General features: G+C 70.8%; 14 protein-coding genes. All 14 read left to right on the top strand.

Annotated elements, in window-relative coordinates; all coding sequences use genetic code 11:
- Positions 1-12 precede the first annotated feature (12 nt).
- Positions 13-2457 (top strand): non-ribosomal peptide synthetase, encoded by a 2445-nt coding sequence (locus STRIP9103_RS11445; RefSeq protein ID WP_009308340.1) that lies wholly within the window; start codon positions 13-15, stop codon positions 2455-2457.
- A complete protein-coding gene (locus tag STRIP9103_RS11440; RefSeq protein ID WP_009308349.1) occupies positions 2454-3581 on the top strand; it encodes a TauD/TfdA family dioxygenase in 1128 nt (375 codons plus the stop codon). The genes STRIP9103_RS11445 and STRIP9103_RS11440 overlap by 4 nt, the downstream gene beginning before the upstream one ends.
- Positions 3578-4624: a 2,3-diaminopropionate biosynthesis protein SbnB gene (sbnB, locus tag STRIP9103_RS11435; RefSeq protein ID WP_009308328.1), complete on the top strand. Its 1047-nt coding sequence runs from the start codon at positions 3578-3580 to the stop codon at positions 4622-4624. The genes STRIP9103_RS11440 and sbnB overlap by 4 nt, the downstream gene beginning before the upstream one ends.
- Positions 4625-4670: 46 nt before the next feature.
- Positions 4671-5678, top strand: a complete 1008-nt coding sequence (sbnA, locus tag STRIP9103_RS11430; protein ID WP_009308266.1) for a 2,3-diaminopropionate biosynthesis protein SbnA — start codon at positions 4671-4673, stop codon at positions 5676-5678.
- A gap of 144 nt (positions 5679-5822) precedes the next feature.
- The gene (locus STRIP9103_RS11425) at positions 5823-7490 is read left to right on the top strand and encodes an acyl-CoA dehydrogenase family protein (RefSeq protein ID WP_009308264.1); all 1668 of its coding nucleotides are present in this window, start codon (positions 5823-5825) and stop codon (positions 7488-7490) included.
- 331 nt (positions 7491-7821) lie between these two features.
- On the top strand, positions 7822-9141 hold the full coding sequence (locus tag STRIP9103_RS11420) for a helix-turn-helix domain-containing protein (protein ID WP_048820094.1): 1320 nt from the start codon (positions 7822-7824) through the stop codon (positions 9139-9141).
- Between the two features lie 185 nt (positions 9142-9326).
- The gene (locus STRIP9103_RS11415; protein ID WP_009308323.1) at positions 9327-10745 is read left to right on the top strand and encodes a hypothetical protein; all 1419 of its coding nucleotides are present in this window, start codon (positions 9327-9329) and stop codon (positions 10743-10745) included.
- 82 nt (positions 10746-10827) lie between these two features.
- A complete protein-coding gene (locus STRIP9103_RS11410; protein WP_009308305.1) occupies positions 10828-11412 on the top strand; it encodes a GNAT family N-acetyltransferase in 585 nt (194 codons plus the stop codon).
- A 140-nt stretch (positions 11413-11552) separates the two neighbouring features.
- Positions 11553-11636 carry a putative leader peptide gene (locus STRIP9103_RS53075; RefSeq protein ID WP_309474722.1) on the top strand — a complete coding sequence of 28 codons (84 nt, stop codon included), beginning with the start codon at positions 11553-11555 and terminating at the stop codon, positions 11634-11636.
- Positions 11637-11814: 178 nt separating this feature from the next.
- The gene (locus STRIP9103_RS11405; protein WP_009308312.1) at positions 11815-13506 is read left to right on the top strand and encodes a nitrite/sulfite reductase; all 1692 of its coding nucleotides are present in this window, start codon (positions 11815-11817) and stop codon (positions 13504-13506) included.
- Entirely contained in the window at positions 13503-13682 is a 180-nt protein-coding gene (locus STRIP9103_RS46260) for a hypothetical protein (protein WP_009308347.1), read from the top strand. The genes STRIP9103_RS11405 and STRIP9103_RS46260 overlap by 4 nt, the downstream gene beginning before the upstream one ends.
- Positions 13679-14440: a phosphoadenylyl-sulfate reductase gene (locus tag STRIP9103_RS11400; protein WP_009308300.1), complete on the top strand. Its 762-nt coding sequence runs from the start codon at positions 13679-13681 to the stop codon at positions 14438-14440. The genes STRIP9103_RS46260 and STRIP9103_RS11400 overlap by 4 nt, the downstream gene beginning before the upstream one ends.
- Before the next feature lie 35 nt (positions 14441-14475).
- The gene (gene cysC, locus STRIP9103_RS11395) at positions 14476-15012 is read left to right on the top strand and encodes an adenylyl-sulfate kinase (protein ID WP_009308259.1); all 537 of its coding nucleotides are present in this window, start codon (positions 14476-14478) and stop codon (positions 15010-15012) included.
- Positions 15009-15947: a sulfate adenylyltransferase subunit CysD gene (gene cysD / locus STRIP9103_RS11390; protein WP_009308292.1), complete on the top strand. Its 939-nt coding sequence runs from the start codon at positions 15009-15011 to the stop codon at positions 15945-15947. The genes cysC and cysD overlap by 4 nt, the downstream gene beginning before the upstream one ends.

Raw genomic sequence — 15947 nt, 5'->3', positions numbered from 1 at the left:
CGGGGGGAGACGATGGATCAGTGGGAGACGGGCACCGCTGCCCGCACGTTCTGGCACGGGGTGCTGACCGCCGGGGGGCGGACCGGGATACCCCGGTGGAGCGCCGATCCGGTGAAGGGGGTCGCCGCCTACGAAGTGGCGCTGCCGGGCGGGCTGTCGACGGCCCCTGACGGTGCGCGGGTGCTGCTCGCGGCGCATGCGAAGGTGCTCGCCGCGCTGTCGGGTGAGCGCGAGGTCACCACCGGCTGGTCGGAGGACGGACGGCTGCTGCCGTGCCGGATCACGACCGCGCCCGGCGACACCTGGCGGGACCTGCTGGCGCGGGCGCAGCGCGTCACCTCGGACGCGCTGGCGTACGCCGACTTCCCGGTCGACGCCCTGCGGCGCGAACTCGGCCTGGACGAGCCGCCGTTCGAGACCGTGCTCGACACGACCGGGGCGGACGGCGACCTCGACGAGGACGTGGTCCTGCGGGTCGGGCTGGTGTACCGCGACGACGGGCCCGCGCTGCGGCTGCGGTACCGCACCGACGTGTTGGACAAGAGCGGCGCCGCCCGCGTCGCCGGGTACCACGTCACCGCGCTCACCGCGCTCGCCGTCGACCCGGACGCCGAGTACGGGCGGCAGAGCCTGTTGTCCGACGACGAACTCCGGTTCCAGCTCGACGGGTTGGCGGGGCCGTACCGCGAACTGCCCGACCGTCGCGTGCATGAGCTGTTCGAGCAGCGGGTCGTGGCCCATCCGGACGCGGTCGCGGCCGTGCACGGGGACCGGCGGTGGACGTACCGCGAACTCAACTCCCGCGCCAACCAGCTCAGCCGGGCCCTGCTGGTGCGGGGCCTCGGCCGCGAGGGCGTCGTAGCGGTCGTGACCGAGCGGAACCTGGACTGGATGGCAGCCGTCCTCGCGGTGTTCAAGGCCGGCGGGGTGTATCTGCCCATCGAGCCGCACTTCCCGGCCGAGCGCATCGCCCGCACCCTCAGCCGCGCCGGATGCGAGCTGGTGCTCACCGAGGAGGGCAGCACCGCCACGCTCGACGAGGCCCTGTCCGGGCTGAGCGGCGTACAGCGGCTGCTCGTCCGGGCCGCGTACGACGAGGCGCACCCCGACTCCGACCTCGGCATGGAGATCGGGCCGGACCGGCTCGCGTACATCTACTTCACCTCCGGTTCGACGGGCGAGCCCAAGGGCGCGATGTGCGAGCACGCCGGGATGGTCAACCACATCCACGCCAAGCTCGACGACCTCGGCATCGGCGAGGGGGACGTGGTCGCGCAGACCGCGCCGCAGTGCTTCGACATCTCCCTGTGGCAGCTGCTGGCCGGACCCCTCGCCGGCGGCCGGACCCTCCTTGTGGAGCAGGAGGTGATCCTGGACGTCGAGCGGTTCGTCGACCGGATCGCGGACGGCCGGGTGAACGTCCTCCAGGTGGTGCCGTCGTATCTCGAAGCGGTCCTCGCCCACCTCGAACAGCGCCCGCGCGCACTGCCCGATCTGCGCCGGGTGTCCGTCACCGGGGAGGCGCTGAAGCGGGAGCCGGTCGAGCGCTGGTTCGCCATCGAGCCGGCGATTCCGCTGGTCAACGCCTACGGGCTGACGGAGACCTCGGACGACACCAACCACGAGGTGATGCACCGGGCTCCGGAGGGGGACCGGGTACCGCTCGGCCGGCCGGTCGGCAACGTCCGCGTGTACGTCGTCGACGAACACCTCTCCCTCGTGCCGCTCGGCGCCCCGGGGGAGATCGTCTTCTCCGGGGTGTGCGTCGGCCGGGGGTACGTCAACGATCCCGAGCGCACCCGGCAGGCGTTCACCACCGACCCGTACCGGCCCGGCGAACGGCTCTACCGCAGCGGTGACCGGGGGCGCTGGCGGCCCGACGGCAAGCTGGAGTTCCTGGGCCGCCGGGACACCCAGGTCAAGGTGCGGGGCTTCCGGATCGAGATCGGCGAGGTGGAGAACGCGCTGCTGCGGGTGGAGGGCGTACGCGACGCCGCGGTCGTGGTCGCCGAGGGCACCCATCTGGTGGCCTTCCACTCCGGTCGGCCGCTCTCCGGTGACGTGCTGCGGGACCGGCTGGCCGCCTCGCTGCCGGCGTACATGGTGCCGTCGGTGTTCCACTGGCGCGAGAGCCTGCCGCTGACCGCCAACGGCAAGACCGACCGGCGGGCGCTCACCGCGCTGGCCGAGCGGCTCGACGCCGTGGACGGGGAGTCGGGGGCATCGCCGGTCACACCGACCGAGGAGCGGCTGGCCGTGGCGTGGGCCGCCGTCCTCGGGGTGTCACGGGAGCGGATCGGCCGCCACGACCACTTCTTCGACCGGGGCGGCACCTCGCTGTCGGCGGTGAAGCTCGCCGTCGCCCTGGACCGGGCGGTGTCCCTCAAGGACGTGGCCCGGCATCCGGTGCTCTCCGATCTGGCGGGGCTGATCGACGAACGGAGGACGTCGTCATGAGCTTCCTCAGCCGCCGCGGCTTCGCGAACCGCCGCCGCAAGGCCCCGGAGGCCTCCCCGGCTCCTCTGCCGCTGCCGGACCTGGACCTCTCCCCCGCCAGGCCCGCGCTGCTGCCCGTCTCCCCCGGCACCGATCCGGTCCACTGGGCGGCGGAACACCGGGACACCCTGCGGCTGGTCGTCGCCGAGCACGGCGCGGTCCTCGTACGGGGGCTCGGTCTGCGTGACGCGAACCAAGTCGGCGCGGTCTTCCGGCAGTTGACCGACAAGCTGATGAGCGAGAGGGAAGCCTTCGCACCCCGGCGGACATACGCGGACGGCGTGTACTCCTCGACGGCGTGGCCGTCGAGCCAACCGATGTGCACACATCACGAACTGAGCTACGCGGTGGAGTTCCCCGGCCTGATGCTCTTCGCCTGTCTGCGGGCCGCCGAGGAGGGCGGGGCGACGGGGGTCGCCGACGCCGAGGCCGTACTCGCCGCGCTGCCGCCCGCGTTGACCAAGCGGTTCGAGCGGGACGGCTGGCTGCTGACCCGCTCGTACAACGAGGAGATCGGCGCGTCGGTCGCCGAGGCCTTCGGCACCGACGACCGGACCGTCGTCGAGGCGTACTGCCGGGCGCACGCCGTCGACTTCGCGTGGCAGCCGGACGGCTCCCTGCGCACCCGGCAGCGGCGCTCCGCCGTACTGCGCCATCCGGTGACCGGCCGCCGCTGCTGGTTCAACCAGATCGCGTTCCTGAGCGAGTGGACCATGGACCCCGAGGTGCGCGAGTACCTGGTGGACCTGTACGGCCCCGACGGGCTGCCCTTCAACACCCGTTACGGCGACGGCGACCCCATCGGCGAGGACGTCGTCCAGGCGCTCAACGAGGTCTACGAGGCCCACACGGTCCGCGAGCCGTGGCGGCCCGGTGACCTGATGCTCGTCGACAACATCCGCTGCGCGCACAGCCGTGAGCCCTTCGAGGGGGCGCGCGAGGTGCTGGTGGGCCTGGCCGATCCGGTCCGGCTGAGCAGCGGCGCGAAGAGCTCGGACACGAAGAGCTCCGGCGCGAGGAACTCCGGTGTGAAGAACTCCGACGGCAAGGACTCCGACACGAAGGACGAGGTGAGCTTCGTATGACCGAGGTTCCGGGTTTCGCCGTGATCTCCGGCGCCCAGGTGCGGCAGGCCCTCAGGGGCCGGGAACGGGAGATCGTCGAACTGGTCGAGTCCGCCTATCTGTTGCACGGCGCCGGTGACACGGGCGACACCGTCAACCCGCCGTCGTACTTCCTCCGCTTCCCGGACCGTCCGTCGTCGCGGATCATCGCGCTGCCCGCCTCGCTGGGCGGGAAGTTCCAGGTGGACGGCCTGAAGTGGATCTCCAGCTTCCCGGAGAACACGGCGAGCGGGCTCCCCCGCGCCTCCGCCGTGCTGATCCTCAACGACCACACCACCGGCTATCCGTTCGCGTGCCTGGAGGCCTCGGTCATCAGCGCGACACGGACGGCGGCGTCTGCGGCGCTGGCGGCGGACCGGCTGAGCGCGGGCCGTTCGCCGTCCTGTGCCCGCCCGACCCGCGTCGGCTTCCTCGGCACGGGCCTGATCGCCCGCTACATCCACACCTTCCTCGCCGCGACCGGCTGGTCGTTCGAGGAGATCGGGCTGCACGACCTGTCCGCCGACAGCGCGGCCGGGTTCCGGGGGTACCTGGAGCGGTCCGAGGCGAGCGGGCGGGTGACGGTGTACGACACCGCCGAGGACGTGATCCGGGCGAGCGACCTGCTGGTCTTCGCGACGATCGCGGCGGAGCCGCATGTCCACGAGCCGAAGTGGTTCGCGCACAACCCGCTGGTGCTGCATGTGTCGCTGCGCGATCTCGCGCCCGAGGTGCTGCTGGCGTCGGCGAACTTCGTCGACGACGTCGAGCACTGTCTGAAGGCCGCGACGTCGCCGCATCTGGCCGAACAGCTCACCGGCGGACGGGACTTCCTCGACGGAACGCTCCACGACGTGCTCATCGGCCGGGCGACCGTGCCGGCGGACCGTCCGGTGGTCTTCTCGCCCTTCGGCCTCGGGGTCCTCGACCTCGCGGTCGGCGGTTATGTCCACGACGAGGTGGCCCGCGGGGGCGGGCTGCGGATCGTGGACGACTTCTTCCACGAGCTGCGCCGGTACGGCTGACCGGCCGGACGCAGCCGCACGACATTGCACAACCAGGGGGGCCGCAGTGCCAGTCATATCCGTTCCCACGGACTTCAACGAGGAGGAGCTGTACGTCGATCTGCGCCAGGTCGTCGGCCACAAGCTCTTCCTGAAGTGCGAGGGCTTCAACTTCGCCGGCTCGATCAAGCTCAAGGCCGCGACCGAGATGGTGCGGGCCGCCGAACGGGACGGGCGGCTCAGGCCGGGCTCGACCCTTGTCGAGTCCTCGTCCGGGAACCTGGGCGTCGCGCTGAGCATGATCGCGGCGAGCCGGGGCTACCGGTTTCTGTGCGTGACCGACGCCCGCTGCAATCCGGCGACCAAGCGGCTGATGGAGGCGCTGGACAGCCGGGTGCACGTCATCACCGAGCCGGACCCGATCGGCGGCTTCCTGGGCGCCCGGATCGCGTACGTCCGCGCGCTGTGCGCCGCCGACGAGCGGTATGTGTGGCTGGACCAGTACACCAACCAGGCCAACTGGCGGGCGCACTACCGCACCACCGCGCCCGCCATCGCCCGGCAGTTCCCGCGTCTCGACGTGCTGTTCGTGGGGGTCGGCACCTCGGGGACGCTGATGGGCTGCGCCCAGTGGTTCTGGGAACGGCGGCGCCGGGTGCTGATCGTGGCGGTGGACAGCGCGGGCTCGGTGGCCTTCGGCGGGGTTCCGGGCCGCCGGATGATCCCGGGCCTCGGCACCAGCGTGACACCCCCGCTGCTCGACCCGTCGTACGTGGACGACGTCGTACGCGTGGAGGAGGCCGACACCGTACGGGCCTGCCATCTCATGGCCCGGCGCGGCTTCCTGTTCGGCGGCTCCACCGGCACGGTCGTCAGCGGCGCCGTCGACTGGCTGAACCGCAACGGCACCCCCGATGTCATGGCGGTCGCCGTGGCCCCCGACCTCGGCGAGCGTTACCTCGACACCGTCTACCGGCCGGGGTGGGCGTCGGAGCAGTACGGGGAGGCGCTCCTGGGCGCGGGCGAGCTGGGCACCGGCGAGCTGGGAACGGGGGAGCTGGCGGCGCCGGTCTGAGTCGGGGGCGATCCGGCGCCTGGGCCGATGCCTTCTGGATGCGGTCCGGCGCCGGGCCGATCCCTTCCGGGTGCGGTCCGGCGCCGGGCGTCCGCCCTGCCCGATACGGGTGCCCCGTGCGATGCCGGGAGTTAGATTCCACGTATGGCAGGCAGCACCCACGAAGTGACCAATCAGGTTCCGCCTCTGGTGGGCTACGACGTCTTCAGTACCGATCGGGTGCTGGCCGAGGCCCTGGACCGGCATCTGGACCCGGAGCTGCGGGACGAGGCGCGCGAGGAGTTGTCGGGGCTGGGCCGCTCGGCGGGCTCCGCGCAGGTGCAGGAGTGGGCCCGGCTGGCCGATGAGAACCCTCCGAAGCTGCGCACCCACGACCGTCACGGCAACCGGATCGACGAGGTCGAGTTCCATCCGTCCTGGCACCGGCTGCTCGGCAAGGGTGTCTCGGCCGGGCTGACGGCGGCCTGGACACGGCCCGGCGGCCATGTGCGGCGCGCGGCCGGTTTCGTCGTCTGGACCCAGACCGACGCAGGCAACGGCTGCCCGCTGTCGATGACCCACGCGGCCGTACCCGCCCTGCGCACGGACCCGGCGCTCGCCGCCGAGTGGGAGCCGCGGCTGACGTCCACCGTGTACGACCAGGACCTGCGGCCCGCCGACCGCAAGGCCGGGGTGCTCTTCGGAATGGGCATGACCGAGAAGCAGGGCGGCAGCGACGTACGAGCCAACACGACTCGGGCACAGCCGCTCGCCGAGGACGGCACGTATGCGCTGACGGGGCACAAGTGGTTCTGCTCGGCGCCGATGTCGGACGGGTTTCTGGTGCTGGCGCAGGCGTCCCCTGCCGAGGGAGAAGACAGCCTGACGTGTTTCCTGGTGCCGCGCGTACTGGCGGACGGGACCCGGAACGTGTTCCGGATCCAGCGGCTCAAGGACAAGCTGGGCAACCGGTCGAACGCGTCCGCCGAGGTCGAGTTCGACGGGACATGGGCGCGGCGGGTCGGGGACGAGGGCCGGGGGGTGCGCACGATCATCGAGATGGTGGCCGCCACCCGGGTGGACTGCGCGCTGGGCGCGGCCGGTCTGATGCGGCAGGCGGTGGCCCAGGCGACGCATCACTGCGCGTACCGCGAGGCGTTCGGCGGGAAGCTGATCGACAAGCCGCTGATGCGCAACGTTCTCGCCGACCTCGCGGTGGAGTCGGAGGCGGCGACGACGCTGGCGATGCGGGTGGCGGCGGCGTACGACAGCGTGGGGGCGGCGGGAGAGGACGCGGAGAGCGAACGCTCGTTCTTGCGGCTGGCGGTGCCGATCGCGAAGTACTGGGTGACCAAGCGCTGCACACCCACGGTGGTCGAGGCCTCCGAGTGCCTGGGCGGCAACGGCTATGTCGAGGAGTCCGGCATGCCCCGGCTGCTGCGCGAGTCGCCGCTCAACTCGATCTGGGAGGGTGCCGGAAACGTCCAGGCCCTCGACGTACTGCGCGCCCTCCGGCGTGAACCCCAGGCGTTCGACGCGTACTTGCGGGAGGTCGGCAAGGCCCGCGGCGCCGACCACCGCCTCGACGGCGCGATCAAGAACCTGCTGACCGACCTCGCGGACCTGGACGGCATCGAGGCCCACGCCCGTCGTCTGGTGGAACGCCTCGCCCTCGTCCTCCAGGGCGCCCTCGTCGTCCAGTACGCGCCCCCGGCGGTGGCCGACGCGTTCTGCGCGTCCCGCCTGGGCGGCGACTGGGGCACGACCTTCGGCACGCTGCCGCACAGTCTGGACCTGGCGGCGGTGGTGGAGCGGGCACGACCGGTGAACTGAAGGTGGCGCGGCGCGGGGGCGTGGGTGCGGCGCGGGAGTGGTGCTGCGCCGACTCGGCACCACCCCCGTGCCCTGGCCCCTGCGTACGGAGCGCATGCGCCGCGCTGAGCGGCGTTGAACAAGTTTCAAGGAGCCCTGGGCAGTTGGCCAGGGTTGCAGGGGGTTGCAACTCGTCTGCGCTCCGTGGCCGAAGAGCGTCCCTCCGTGGCCGAAGAGCGGCAGACTAGGAAACCCGCAGTCAACGCCGGTCACGCGGATCCGGACTTTCCACGGCCGTCGAGGGCCCGGAAGGGACGGTTCTGCCGGGGAGGAACGAGTGCCGCACTCGCCGATGGAAGTCACGCGGCTCACCGCCACGGACGCCGCCCGGGCGGCACGGGTGCTCGGCGAGGTCCGTGCCTCCGCCCTCGCCGACCGGCGTCCGAGATCCGCCCCGCGCCCGGCGATCCGGGAGTCCTGGGAACGCATGCTGCACAGCGGCATCGACCCCGACCACGACTTCCGTTCCGACCTGCTCAGCCGGGACGAGGTGGAGCGCCGCCGCCAGACCTCACGACTGCGCCACGTACTTCCCGTCCTGCGCGAAGGACTGCTCTCCCTCGCGGACACCACGCAGCACATCATGATGGTCGCGGACGCCGACGCCCGGGTGTTGTGGCGGGAGGGCAGTACGGGCGTGCTCCGCAAGGCCGACGGCCAGGGCCTGGGCATCGGCGCGGACTGGCGCGAGGAGACGGTCGGCACCAACGGCGTCGGCACACCTCTCGTCTCCCGCCGCCCCGTACAGGTCTTCTCCGCCGAGCACTTCGTACGCGTCCTGCACTCCTGGACCTGCACCGGCGCCCCCGTCACGGACCCGCGGGACGGCAGCCTCCTCGGCGCGATCGACATCAGCGGCCCCCTGGAGACGCTGCACCCCTCCACCCTGGCGCTGGTCGACTCGGTCGCCAAACTCGCCCAGGCCCATCTGCGCGACCTCCACCTCACCTCGCTCGAACAGCTGCGCGCGGTGGCGGCCCCGGTCCTGGCCCGCCTCGGCGGACGCGCGCTCGCCGTGGACAAGGACGGCTGGACGGCAGCGGTGACCGGCATGCCGTACACCAACCGTCTGGCCCTCCCCAAGTCCCTCGCCCCCGGCCGCTGCTGGCTCCCCACGCTGGGCCTGTGCAGCGTCGACCCCCTCTCCGGCGGCTGGCTGATACGCCCCGCCGCGGACCCGGCACCCACGCCCACCGCCACCCACATCAGGCTCGACGTCTCCCACCCACGCCGCTGGACGGTCACCGTCTCCGGCAACGCCGGCTCCTGGACCCATGACCTCACTCCCCGCCACGCCGAACTCCTCTACCTCCTCGCCCTCCACCGCTCCGGCCGCAGCGCCTCCGCCCTCGCCGACGACATGTTCGGCGACCCCGCCCGCACGGTCACCATCCGCGCCGAGATGTCCCGCGTACGCCGCTACCTGGGCGCCTTCCTGGACCACCGCCCGTATCGCTTCACGGAACGGGCCGACGTCGAAGTCCTCCTCCCGGAAAGCCCGCTGGACCTGCTCCCGCACTCGGTGGCGCCGGGGGTGGTACGAGCGAGAGCGGCCTCGCCGGGCGGCCGGCCCTGGGAGGAGCGGGCGTCGGGGCACGAGGAGCGTTCATAGACGGGAATCACGGACGTGAACGGATCATGGCCGGAGAGTGAGGGATCTCCCTGTAATTCACGAGTCATCGGGATGACACGTGGCTCACTGACGTAGCATCGCTGCCAGGCCACCCCACCTGCCTCTCCGTCAAGGTCGTGAAACCGGTCGGCAGTTGGCCCGCGCCATCCCGGGAGGTTGGTTGTATGAAGCACCGCGGTAGGCACCGTCGACGCAGGAGAGGGCGTGCGCTGCGCGCTTCCCTGGCGGGGACCGCGCTGGCGCTCACGGCCGCGGCCACACTGATCAGTACGTCGCAGGCGGCGGGTGGGGAGACGCCGGGGGCACTGTCCTCGATCACCTCGGCCCGTGAACTGCGCTCGCTTCAGCTGCGGGAGACCCTGACCGACCCGACCGCCCTGCACACCCTCACCAACGAGATGGGCGGTGGAGTCGGTGTCGACGAGGTGCTTCAGAGCGCGAACCATGTGATGCGGAACGAGGGTGACTGTTTCGTCACCGAGAAGGGCAGTCTGCCCGTCCAGCCTGCGGCCTCGCGAGCGTACTGCTGGGAGGCGGGCGACGCCGTCAACGAGACATGGGTCCCCCGGTCGGTCGCCACGTCCCGGAACAACCAGGTCATCGTGTCCGGCTGGACCCACAGCGGCGTCGAGAGCGACGTGGTCGGCGGCGATGCGGGCGCCGACGGTACCGACAGCGACGGTACGAACAGCCGCGGCACCGACGACCAGGGCCTCGCCCGGGTCGCCTTCGTCGACGCCGGTGACCCCGGCAGCCTCACTTACCGATGGGTCCTGCTGGTCGTCCCGCGGGCCGACGGCAACGGCTTCACCGCCCTGCGCTCCCGGCTCGGCGGCATGGCCTGGTACGAGGACAAGCTGATCGTCACCGCGCGGGGACCGAAGAGCAGGGGCCAGCAGGACGACTCCCTCTACGTCTTCGATCTGGCCCGCTTCCTCCGCGCCGACGTCACCGACAGCGACGCGATCGGGAAGGTCGGCGACGGCTGGTCGGCACATCACTACCGGTACGCACTGCCGGCGGTCGCCTCCTACAGCCCGGCCACGGGCGGCACCTGTGACGCACGCGACAACGACGGCGTGCCCTGCTTCGGTTCGCTCTCCCTCGACCGGACGTCGGCGACGCCCAGCATCGTCGCGACCGAGTGGTTCGCGCCGAGCCGTGAGAAGCCCGCCCGGGTCTGGCGCTACGGCATCGACACCACCGGCGACCGCACGGGCCTGCTCACCGCCACCGGGCGCATGAGCGACGTCGTCGCCACCGAGGCGTACGAGACCGAGGCCGCCGGTGTCCGGGGTGTCCTCTCCCACAAGGGGCACTGGTACATCGGGCAGGCCTCCGAGGACCTCGACAAGCCGGGCACCCTGTGGCGGCAGGACGAGGACGGGGCGAAGGCCCCCCAGTGCGCGGCAGACAAACCGGGCATCAAGTCGGACCTCAAGTCGTACGCCTGCTGGGGGCGGCACTCCGTCTCCCTCTCCTACTCACCGGAGACCGACGAGGTCTGGACGCTCACCGACCCGATCCCGGAGCGCGTGCTGTACGCGGTGAAGCTGTCGGACGTCGAGAGCGCGCTGAGCTGACGGCGCGTCCCTCGGGCTCCGCCCGCCCCAACCACCCCGCCCGGCCTTGGAACCCGAGCGCACCCCGTGATTCCCTGACCCCATGAGCAGCAGCACCGTCACCACATGGTCCCTGGAGCAGACGTCCCCGAGTGACCTCCTCCCCGCCGCCGCCTCGGAGGGCGACGACGTCCGTGTCGTCCGTTCCGAGGTGCCGTCCCCGGAGTTCAGCCGCTTCCTTTACGCGTCCGTCGGCGGGGACATCCGCTGGGTCGACCGGCTGGCGTGGTCGTACGCCCGCTGGGAGGAGTACTTGAACCGGCCGGGTGTGGAGACGTGGGTCGCGTACGACCGGGGCACGCCGGCGGGGTACGTCGAGTTCGAGGCGCAGGACGACGGGGTCGTGGAGATCGGGTACTTCGGGCTGATCCCGGCGTTCCGTGGGCGGCGCATCGGCGGGCATCTGCTGTCGTACGGGACGGCCCGTGCCTGGGACCTCGCCGAGCGGTGGCCCGAACTGCCGCCCACCAAGCGGGTCTGGCTCCACACCTGCAGCCGGGACGGGGAGCACGCCATGGGCAACTATCTGCGGCGGGGGTTCAAGCTGTTCGACACGAAGGTGACCGAGGAGGCGGAGGTGGCCGCGCCGGGGCCCTGGCCCGGAGCCCAGGGTCCAGGGCCTGTCTGACAGTTCCCGTCGACGGGCCCTCGGGGCTCATTCCCGCAGCCACCATGACCCACATCACATTGTCTCGTGATACGAGACAACCTTGTCCAGAATATGGATGATGGTGGACTGAGTCTAAAGAGGCGTGCCACGCTTCCGTCATGTCTGGAACTGGAATTGCCTTGGTGAGTCGGCGGCACGTCGACCTCGGCCGCATGTCCAGCGCCATCTGTCCGGTCAGCTGACGCCCCAGCCGCGAGGGGTCCGACGACCCCGGGCAGCAGCGCCGCACACATTCCCCCTCTGTTTCAGCCAGCGCAACGACGCGCGCACCTCGCAAGCACTGCACGCATGCTCGCATGCGCGCGCCCGTATGCACAGGTCAGAGCCCCTTCCACGCCTGTCCCGAAGGACGTACAAACCATGGCCGCCACCCCGCAGAACTCCGCCACGCCCCGCCGCAAGGTGAGCCGTCACCGTGGCGAAGGACAGTGGGCCGCGGGACACTTCACCCCGCTGAACGGCAACGAGCAGTTCAAGAAGGACGATGACGGTCTCAATGTGCGGACACGCATTGAGACGATCTACTCGAAGCGCGGCTTCGACTCGATCGACCCCAACGACCTGCGTGGCCGGATGCGCTGGTGGGGGCTGTACACCCAGCGCAAGCCCGGGATCGACGGCGGCAAGACCGCGATCCTGGAGCCGGAGGAGCTGGACGACGAGTACTTCATGCTGCGGGTGCGCATCGACGGCGGTCGGCTCACCACCCAGCAGCTGCGGGTGATCGGCGAGATCTCGCAGGAGTTCGCCCGGGGCACGGCCGACATCACCGACCGGCAGAACGTCCAGTACCACTGGATCCGGGTCGAGGACGTGCCCGAGATCTGGGAGCGGCTGGAGGCCGTGGGGCTGTCCACGACGGAGGCCTGCGGTGACACCCCCCGTGTGATCATCGGCTCACCCGTCGCCGGTATCGCCGCGGACGAGATCATCGACGGCACGCCCGCGATGGACGAGATCCACCGGCGGATCATCGGCAACAAGGCCTTCTCCAACCTGCCCCGCAAGTTCAAGTCCGCGATCTCCGGCTCCCCGCTGCTGGACGTGGCGCACGAGATCAACGACATCGCCTTCGTCGGTGTCCGTCACCCCGAGCACGGGCCCGGCTTCGACGTCTGGGTCGGCGGCGGGCTGTCGACCAACCCCAAGATCGGGCAGCGGCTGGGCGCCTGGGTGCCGCTGGACGAGGTCCCGGACGTCTACGAGGGCGTCATCTCGATCTTCCGTGACTACGGCTACCGCCGCCTGCGCACCCGAGCCCGCCTGAAGTTCCTGCTCGCCGACTGGGGTGTCGAGAAGTTCCGTCAGGTGCTGGAGGACGAGTACCTCAAGCGGAAGCTGATCGACGGCCCCGCCCCGGACCAGCCGGTGGAGCGTTGGCGCGACCACGTGGGTGTGCACCGGCAGAACGACGGCCGGTACTACGTCGGCTTCGCCCCCCGCGTGGGCCGGGTCGACGGCACCACACTCACCAAGATCGCCGAGCTCGCCGAGGCGCACGGCTCGGGCCGGGTCCGTACCACCGTCGAGCAGAAGATGATCGTGCTCGACGTCACCGAGGACCAGGTCGACTCGCTCGTCGCGGGCCTGGAGGCGCTGGACCTCACGGTGAACCCGTCCCCGTTCCGGCGCGGCACGATGGCCTGCACCGGCATCGAGTACTGCAAGCTCGCCATCGTCGAGACCAAGGCCCGCGGCGCCTCGCTGATCGACGAACTGGAGCGCCGTATCCCGGACTTCGACGAGCCGATCACCATCAACATCAATGGCTGCCCGAACGCCTGTGCTCGTATCCAGGTGGCGGACATCGGTCTCAAGGGCCAGTTGGTCCTCAACGACAAGGGCGAGCAGGTCGAGGGCTTCCAGGTGCACCTGGGCGGCGCGCTCGGCCTGGAGGCCGGGTTCGGCCGCAAGGTGCGTGGCCTGAAGGTCACTTCCGAGGAACTGCCCGACTACGTCGAGCGCGTCCTCAAGCGGTTCCAGGAGGAGCGCGAGGACGGCGAGCGGTTCGCCACCTGGGTCGCCCGGGCCAGTGAGGAGGCCCTGTCATGAGCGAGCGAGCAGCGCCTTTCTACTGCCCCTACTGCGGTGACGAGGACCTGCGCCCGAATGACCAGGGACATGGCGCGTGGGAATGCGGAGCCTGCAATCGAGCCTTCCAGTTGAAGTTCCTCGGGCTGCTGGCCCGGGGGCTGCGACGAGCCGACAGCGGAGGGGATCACATATGACGACCGTTCAGGCAGATGGCGATACATCTGCACCGCTGACCGACGACAACACCGACGACCCGCAGGCCGCCGAGCGCGCCGAGCTCAAGGCGCTCGCCGAGCAGGCCGGACGTGATCTGGAGGACGCCTCGGCGCTGGAGATCATCCAGTGGGCCGTGGACACCTTCGGCAAGCGTTTCTGTGTGACCTCCTCGATGGAGGACGCCGTGGTCGCGCACCTCGCCTCCCGGGTCATGCCCGGCGTGGACGTGGTGTTCCTCGACACCGGCTACCACTTCCCCGAGACGATCGGCACCCGGGACGCGGTCGAGGCCGTGATGGATGTGAACGTCATCACACTCACCCCGCGTCAGACGGTCGCCGAGCAGGATGCCGAGTACGGTCCCAAGCTGCACGACCGTGACCCGGACCTGTGCTGCTTCCTGCGCAAGGTCAAGCCGCTCGAACAGGGCCTGACCCGGTTCGACGCGTGGGCGACCGGCCTGCGCCGCGACGAGTCCGAGAGCCGGGCGGGCACACCGGTGGTCGGCTGGGACGAGAAGCGCTGCAAGGTCAAGATCTCCCCGATAGCGCGTTGGACGCAGGACGACGTGGACGCCTACGTCGCCGAGCACGGAGTGCTCACCAACCCCCTGCTCATGGACGGCTACACGTCCGTGGGCTGCGCCCCCTGCACCCGCCGCGTCGCCCCGGGCGAGGACGCGCGCGCCGGCCGCTGGGCCGGTACCGCCAAGACCGAGTGCGGGCTGCACCTGTGACCACGACCGTGCCTGTGACGAACCAGGAGAACCAAGTGACGACCGGAGCCACCGTCTGGCTCACGGGTCTGCCGAGCGCCGGCAAGACCACCATCGCGTACGAGCTCGCGGGCCGACTGCGCGAGGAGGGCCACCTCGTCGAGGTGCTCGACGGCGACGAGATCCGTGAGTTCCTCACCGCCGACCTCGGCTTCAGCCGCGCCGACCGGAACACCAATGTGCAGCGCATCGGCTTCCTCGCCGACATGCTCGCCCGTAACGGCGTCAAGGCGCTGGTGCCGGTCATCGCGCCGTACGCCGACAGCCGCGAGGCCGTGCGCAAGCGGCACGACGCGAGCGGCGCCGCGTACCTGGAGGTCCATGTGGCCACGCCGGTCGAGGTGTGCTCCGTACGCGATGTGAAGGGGCTGTACGCCAAGCAGGCCGCCGGTGAGATCTCGGGGCTGACCGGTGTGGACGACCCGTACGAGGCTCCCGTGAACCCCGATCTGCGGATCGAGTCGCAGGACCAGACGGTGCGGGAGTCCGCGGCGCTGGTCCACAAGCTGCTCGTGGAGAGGGGTCTGGCATGACGACGACCGTCGCGGCCGTGTCCGAGACGACCGGCACCCCGTACGCCCTCTCCCACCTGGACGCCCTGGAGTCCGAGGCGGTCCATATCTTCCGTGAGGTGGCGGGCGAGTTCGAACGGCCGGTGATCCTCTTCTCCGGCGGCAAGGACTCCATCGTCATGCTGCACCTGGCGCTGAAGGCCTTCGCCCCGGCGGCGATCCCCTTCTCCCTGCTGCACGTCGACACCGGGCACAACTTCCCCGAGGTGCTGGAGTACCGGGACCGTACGGTGGCCAAGCACAACCTGCGGCTGCATGTCGCCTCCGTGCAGGACTACATCGACCGGGGTGTGCTGCGGGAGCGCCCGGACGGCACCCGCAACCCGCTGCAGACCGTGCCGCTGACCGAGAAGATCCAGGCGGAGAAGTTCGACGCCGTCTTCGGCGGCGGGCGCCGGGACGAGGAGAAGGCCCGGGCCAAGGAACGCGTGTTCTCGCTGCGTGACGAGTTCTCGCAGTGGGACCCGCGCCGCCAGCGCCCCGAGCTGTGGCAGCTCTACAACGGCCGGCACGCGCCCGGGGAGCACGTCCGTGTGTTCCCGCTGTCCAACTGGACCGAGCTGGACGTGTGGCAGTACATCGCCCGGGAGGGCATCGAGCTGCCGGAGATCTACTTCGCCCACGAGCGTGAGGTGTTCCAGCGGGGTGGCATGTGGCTGACCGCCGGTGAGTGGGGCGGGCCGAAGGACGGCGAGACCGTCGAGAAGCGCCTCATCCGCTACCGGACCGTGGGTGACATGTCCTGCACCGGTGCCGTCGACTCCGACGCCGTGACGTTGGACCAGGTCATCGCCGAGATCGCCGCCTCCCGGCTGACCGAGCGGGGCGCGACCCGCGCCGACGACAAGCTGTCCGAGGCCGCGATGGAAGACCGTAAGCGCGAGGGGTACTTCTAA

Source organism: Streptomyces ipomoeae 91-03 (assembly GCF_000317595.1).
In the GTDB taxonomy this organism is placed as follows: Bacteria; Actinomycetota; Actinomycetes; order Streptomycetales; family Streptomycetaceae; genus Streptomyces; species Streptomyces ipomoeae.
This window is presented reverse-complemented; position numbering and strand designations above follow the sequence as displayed.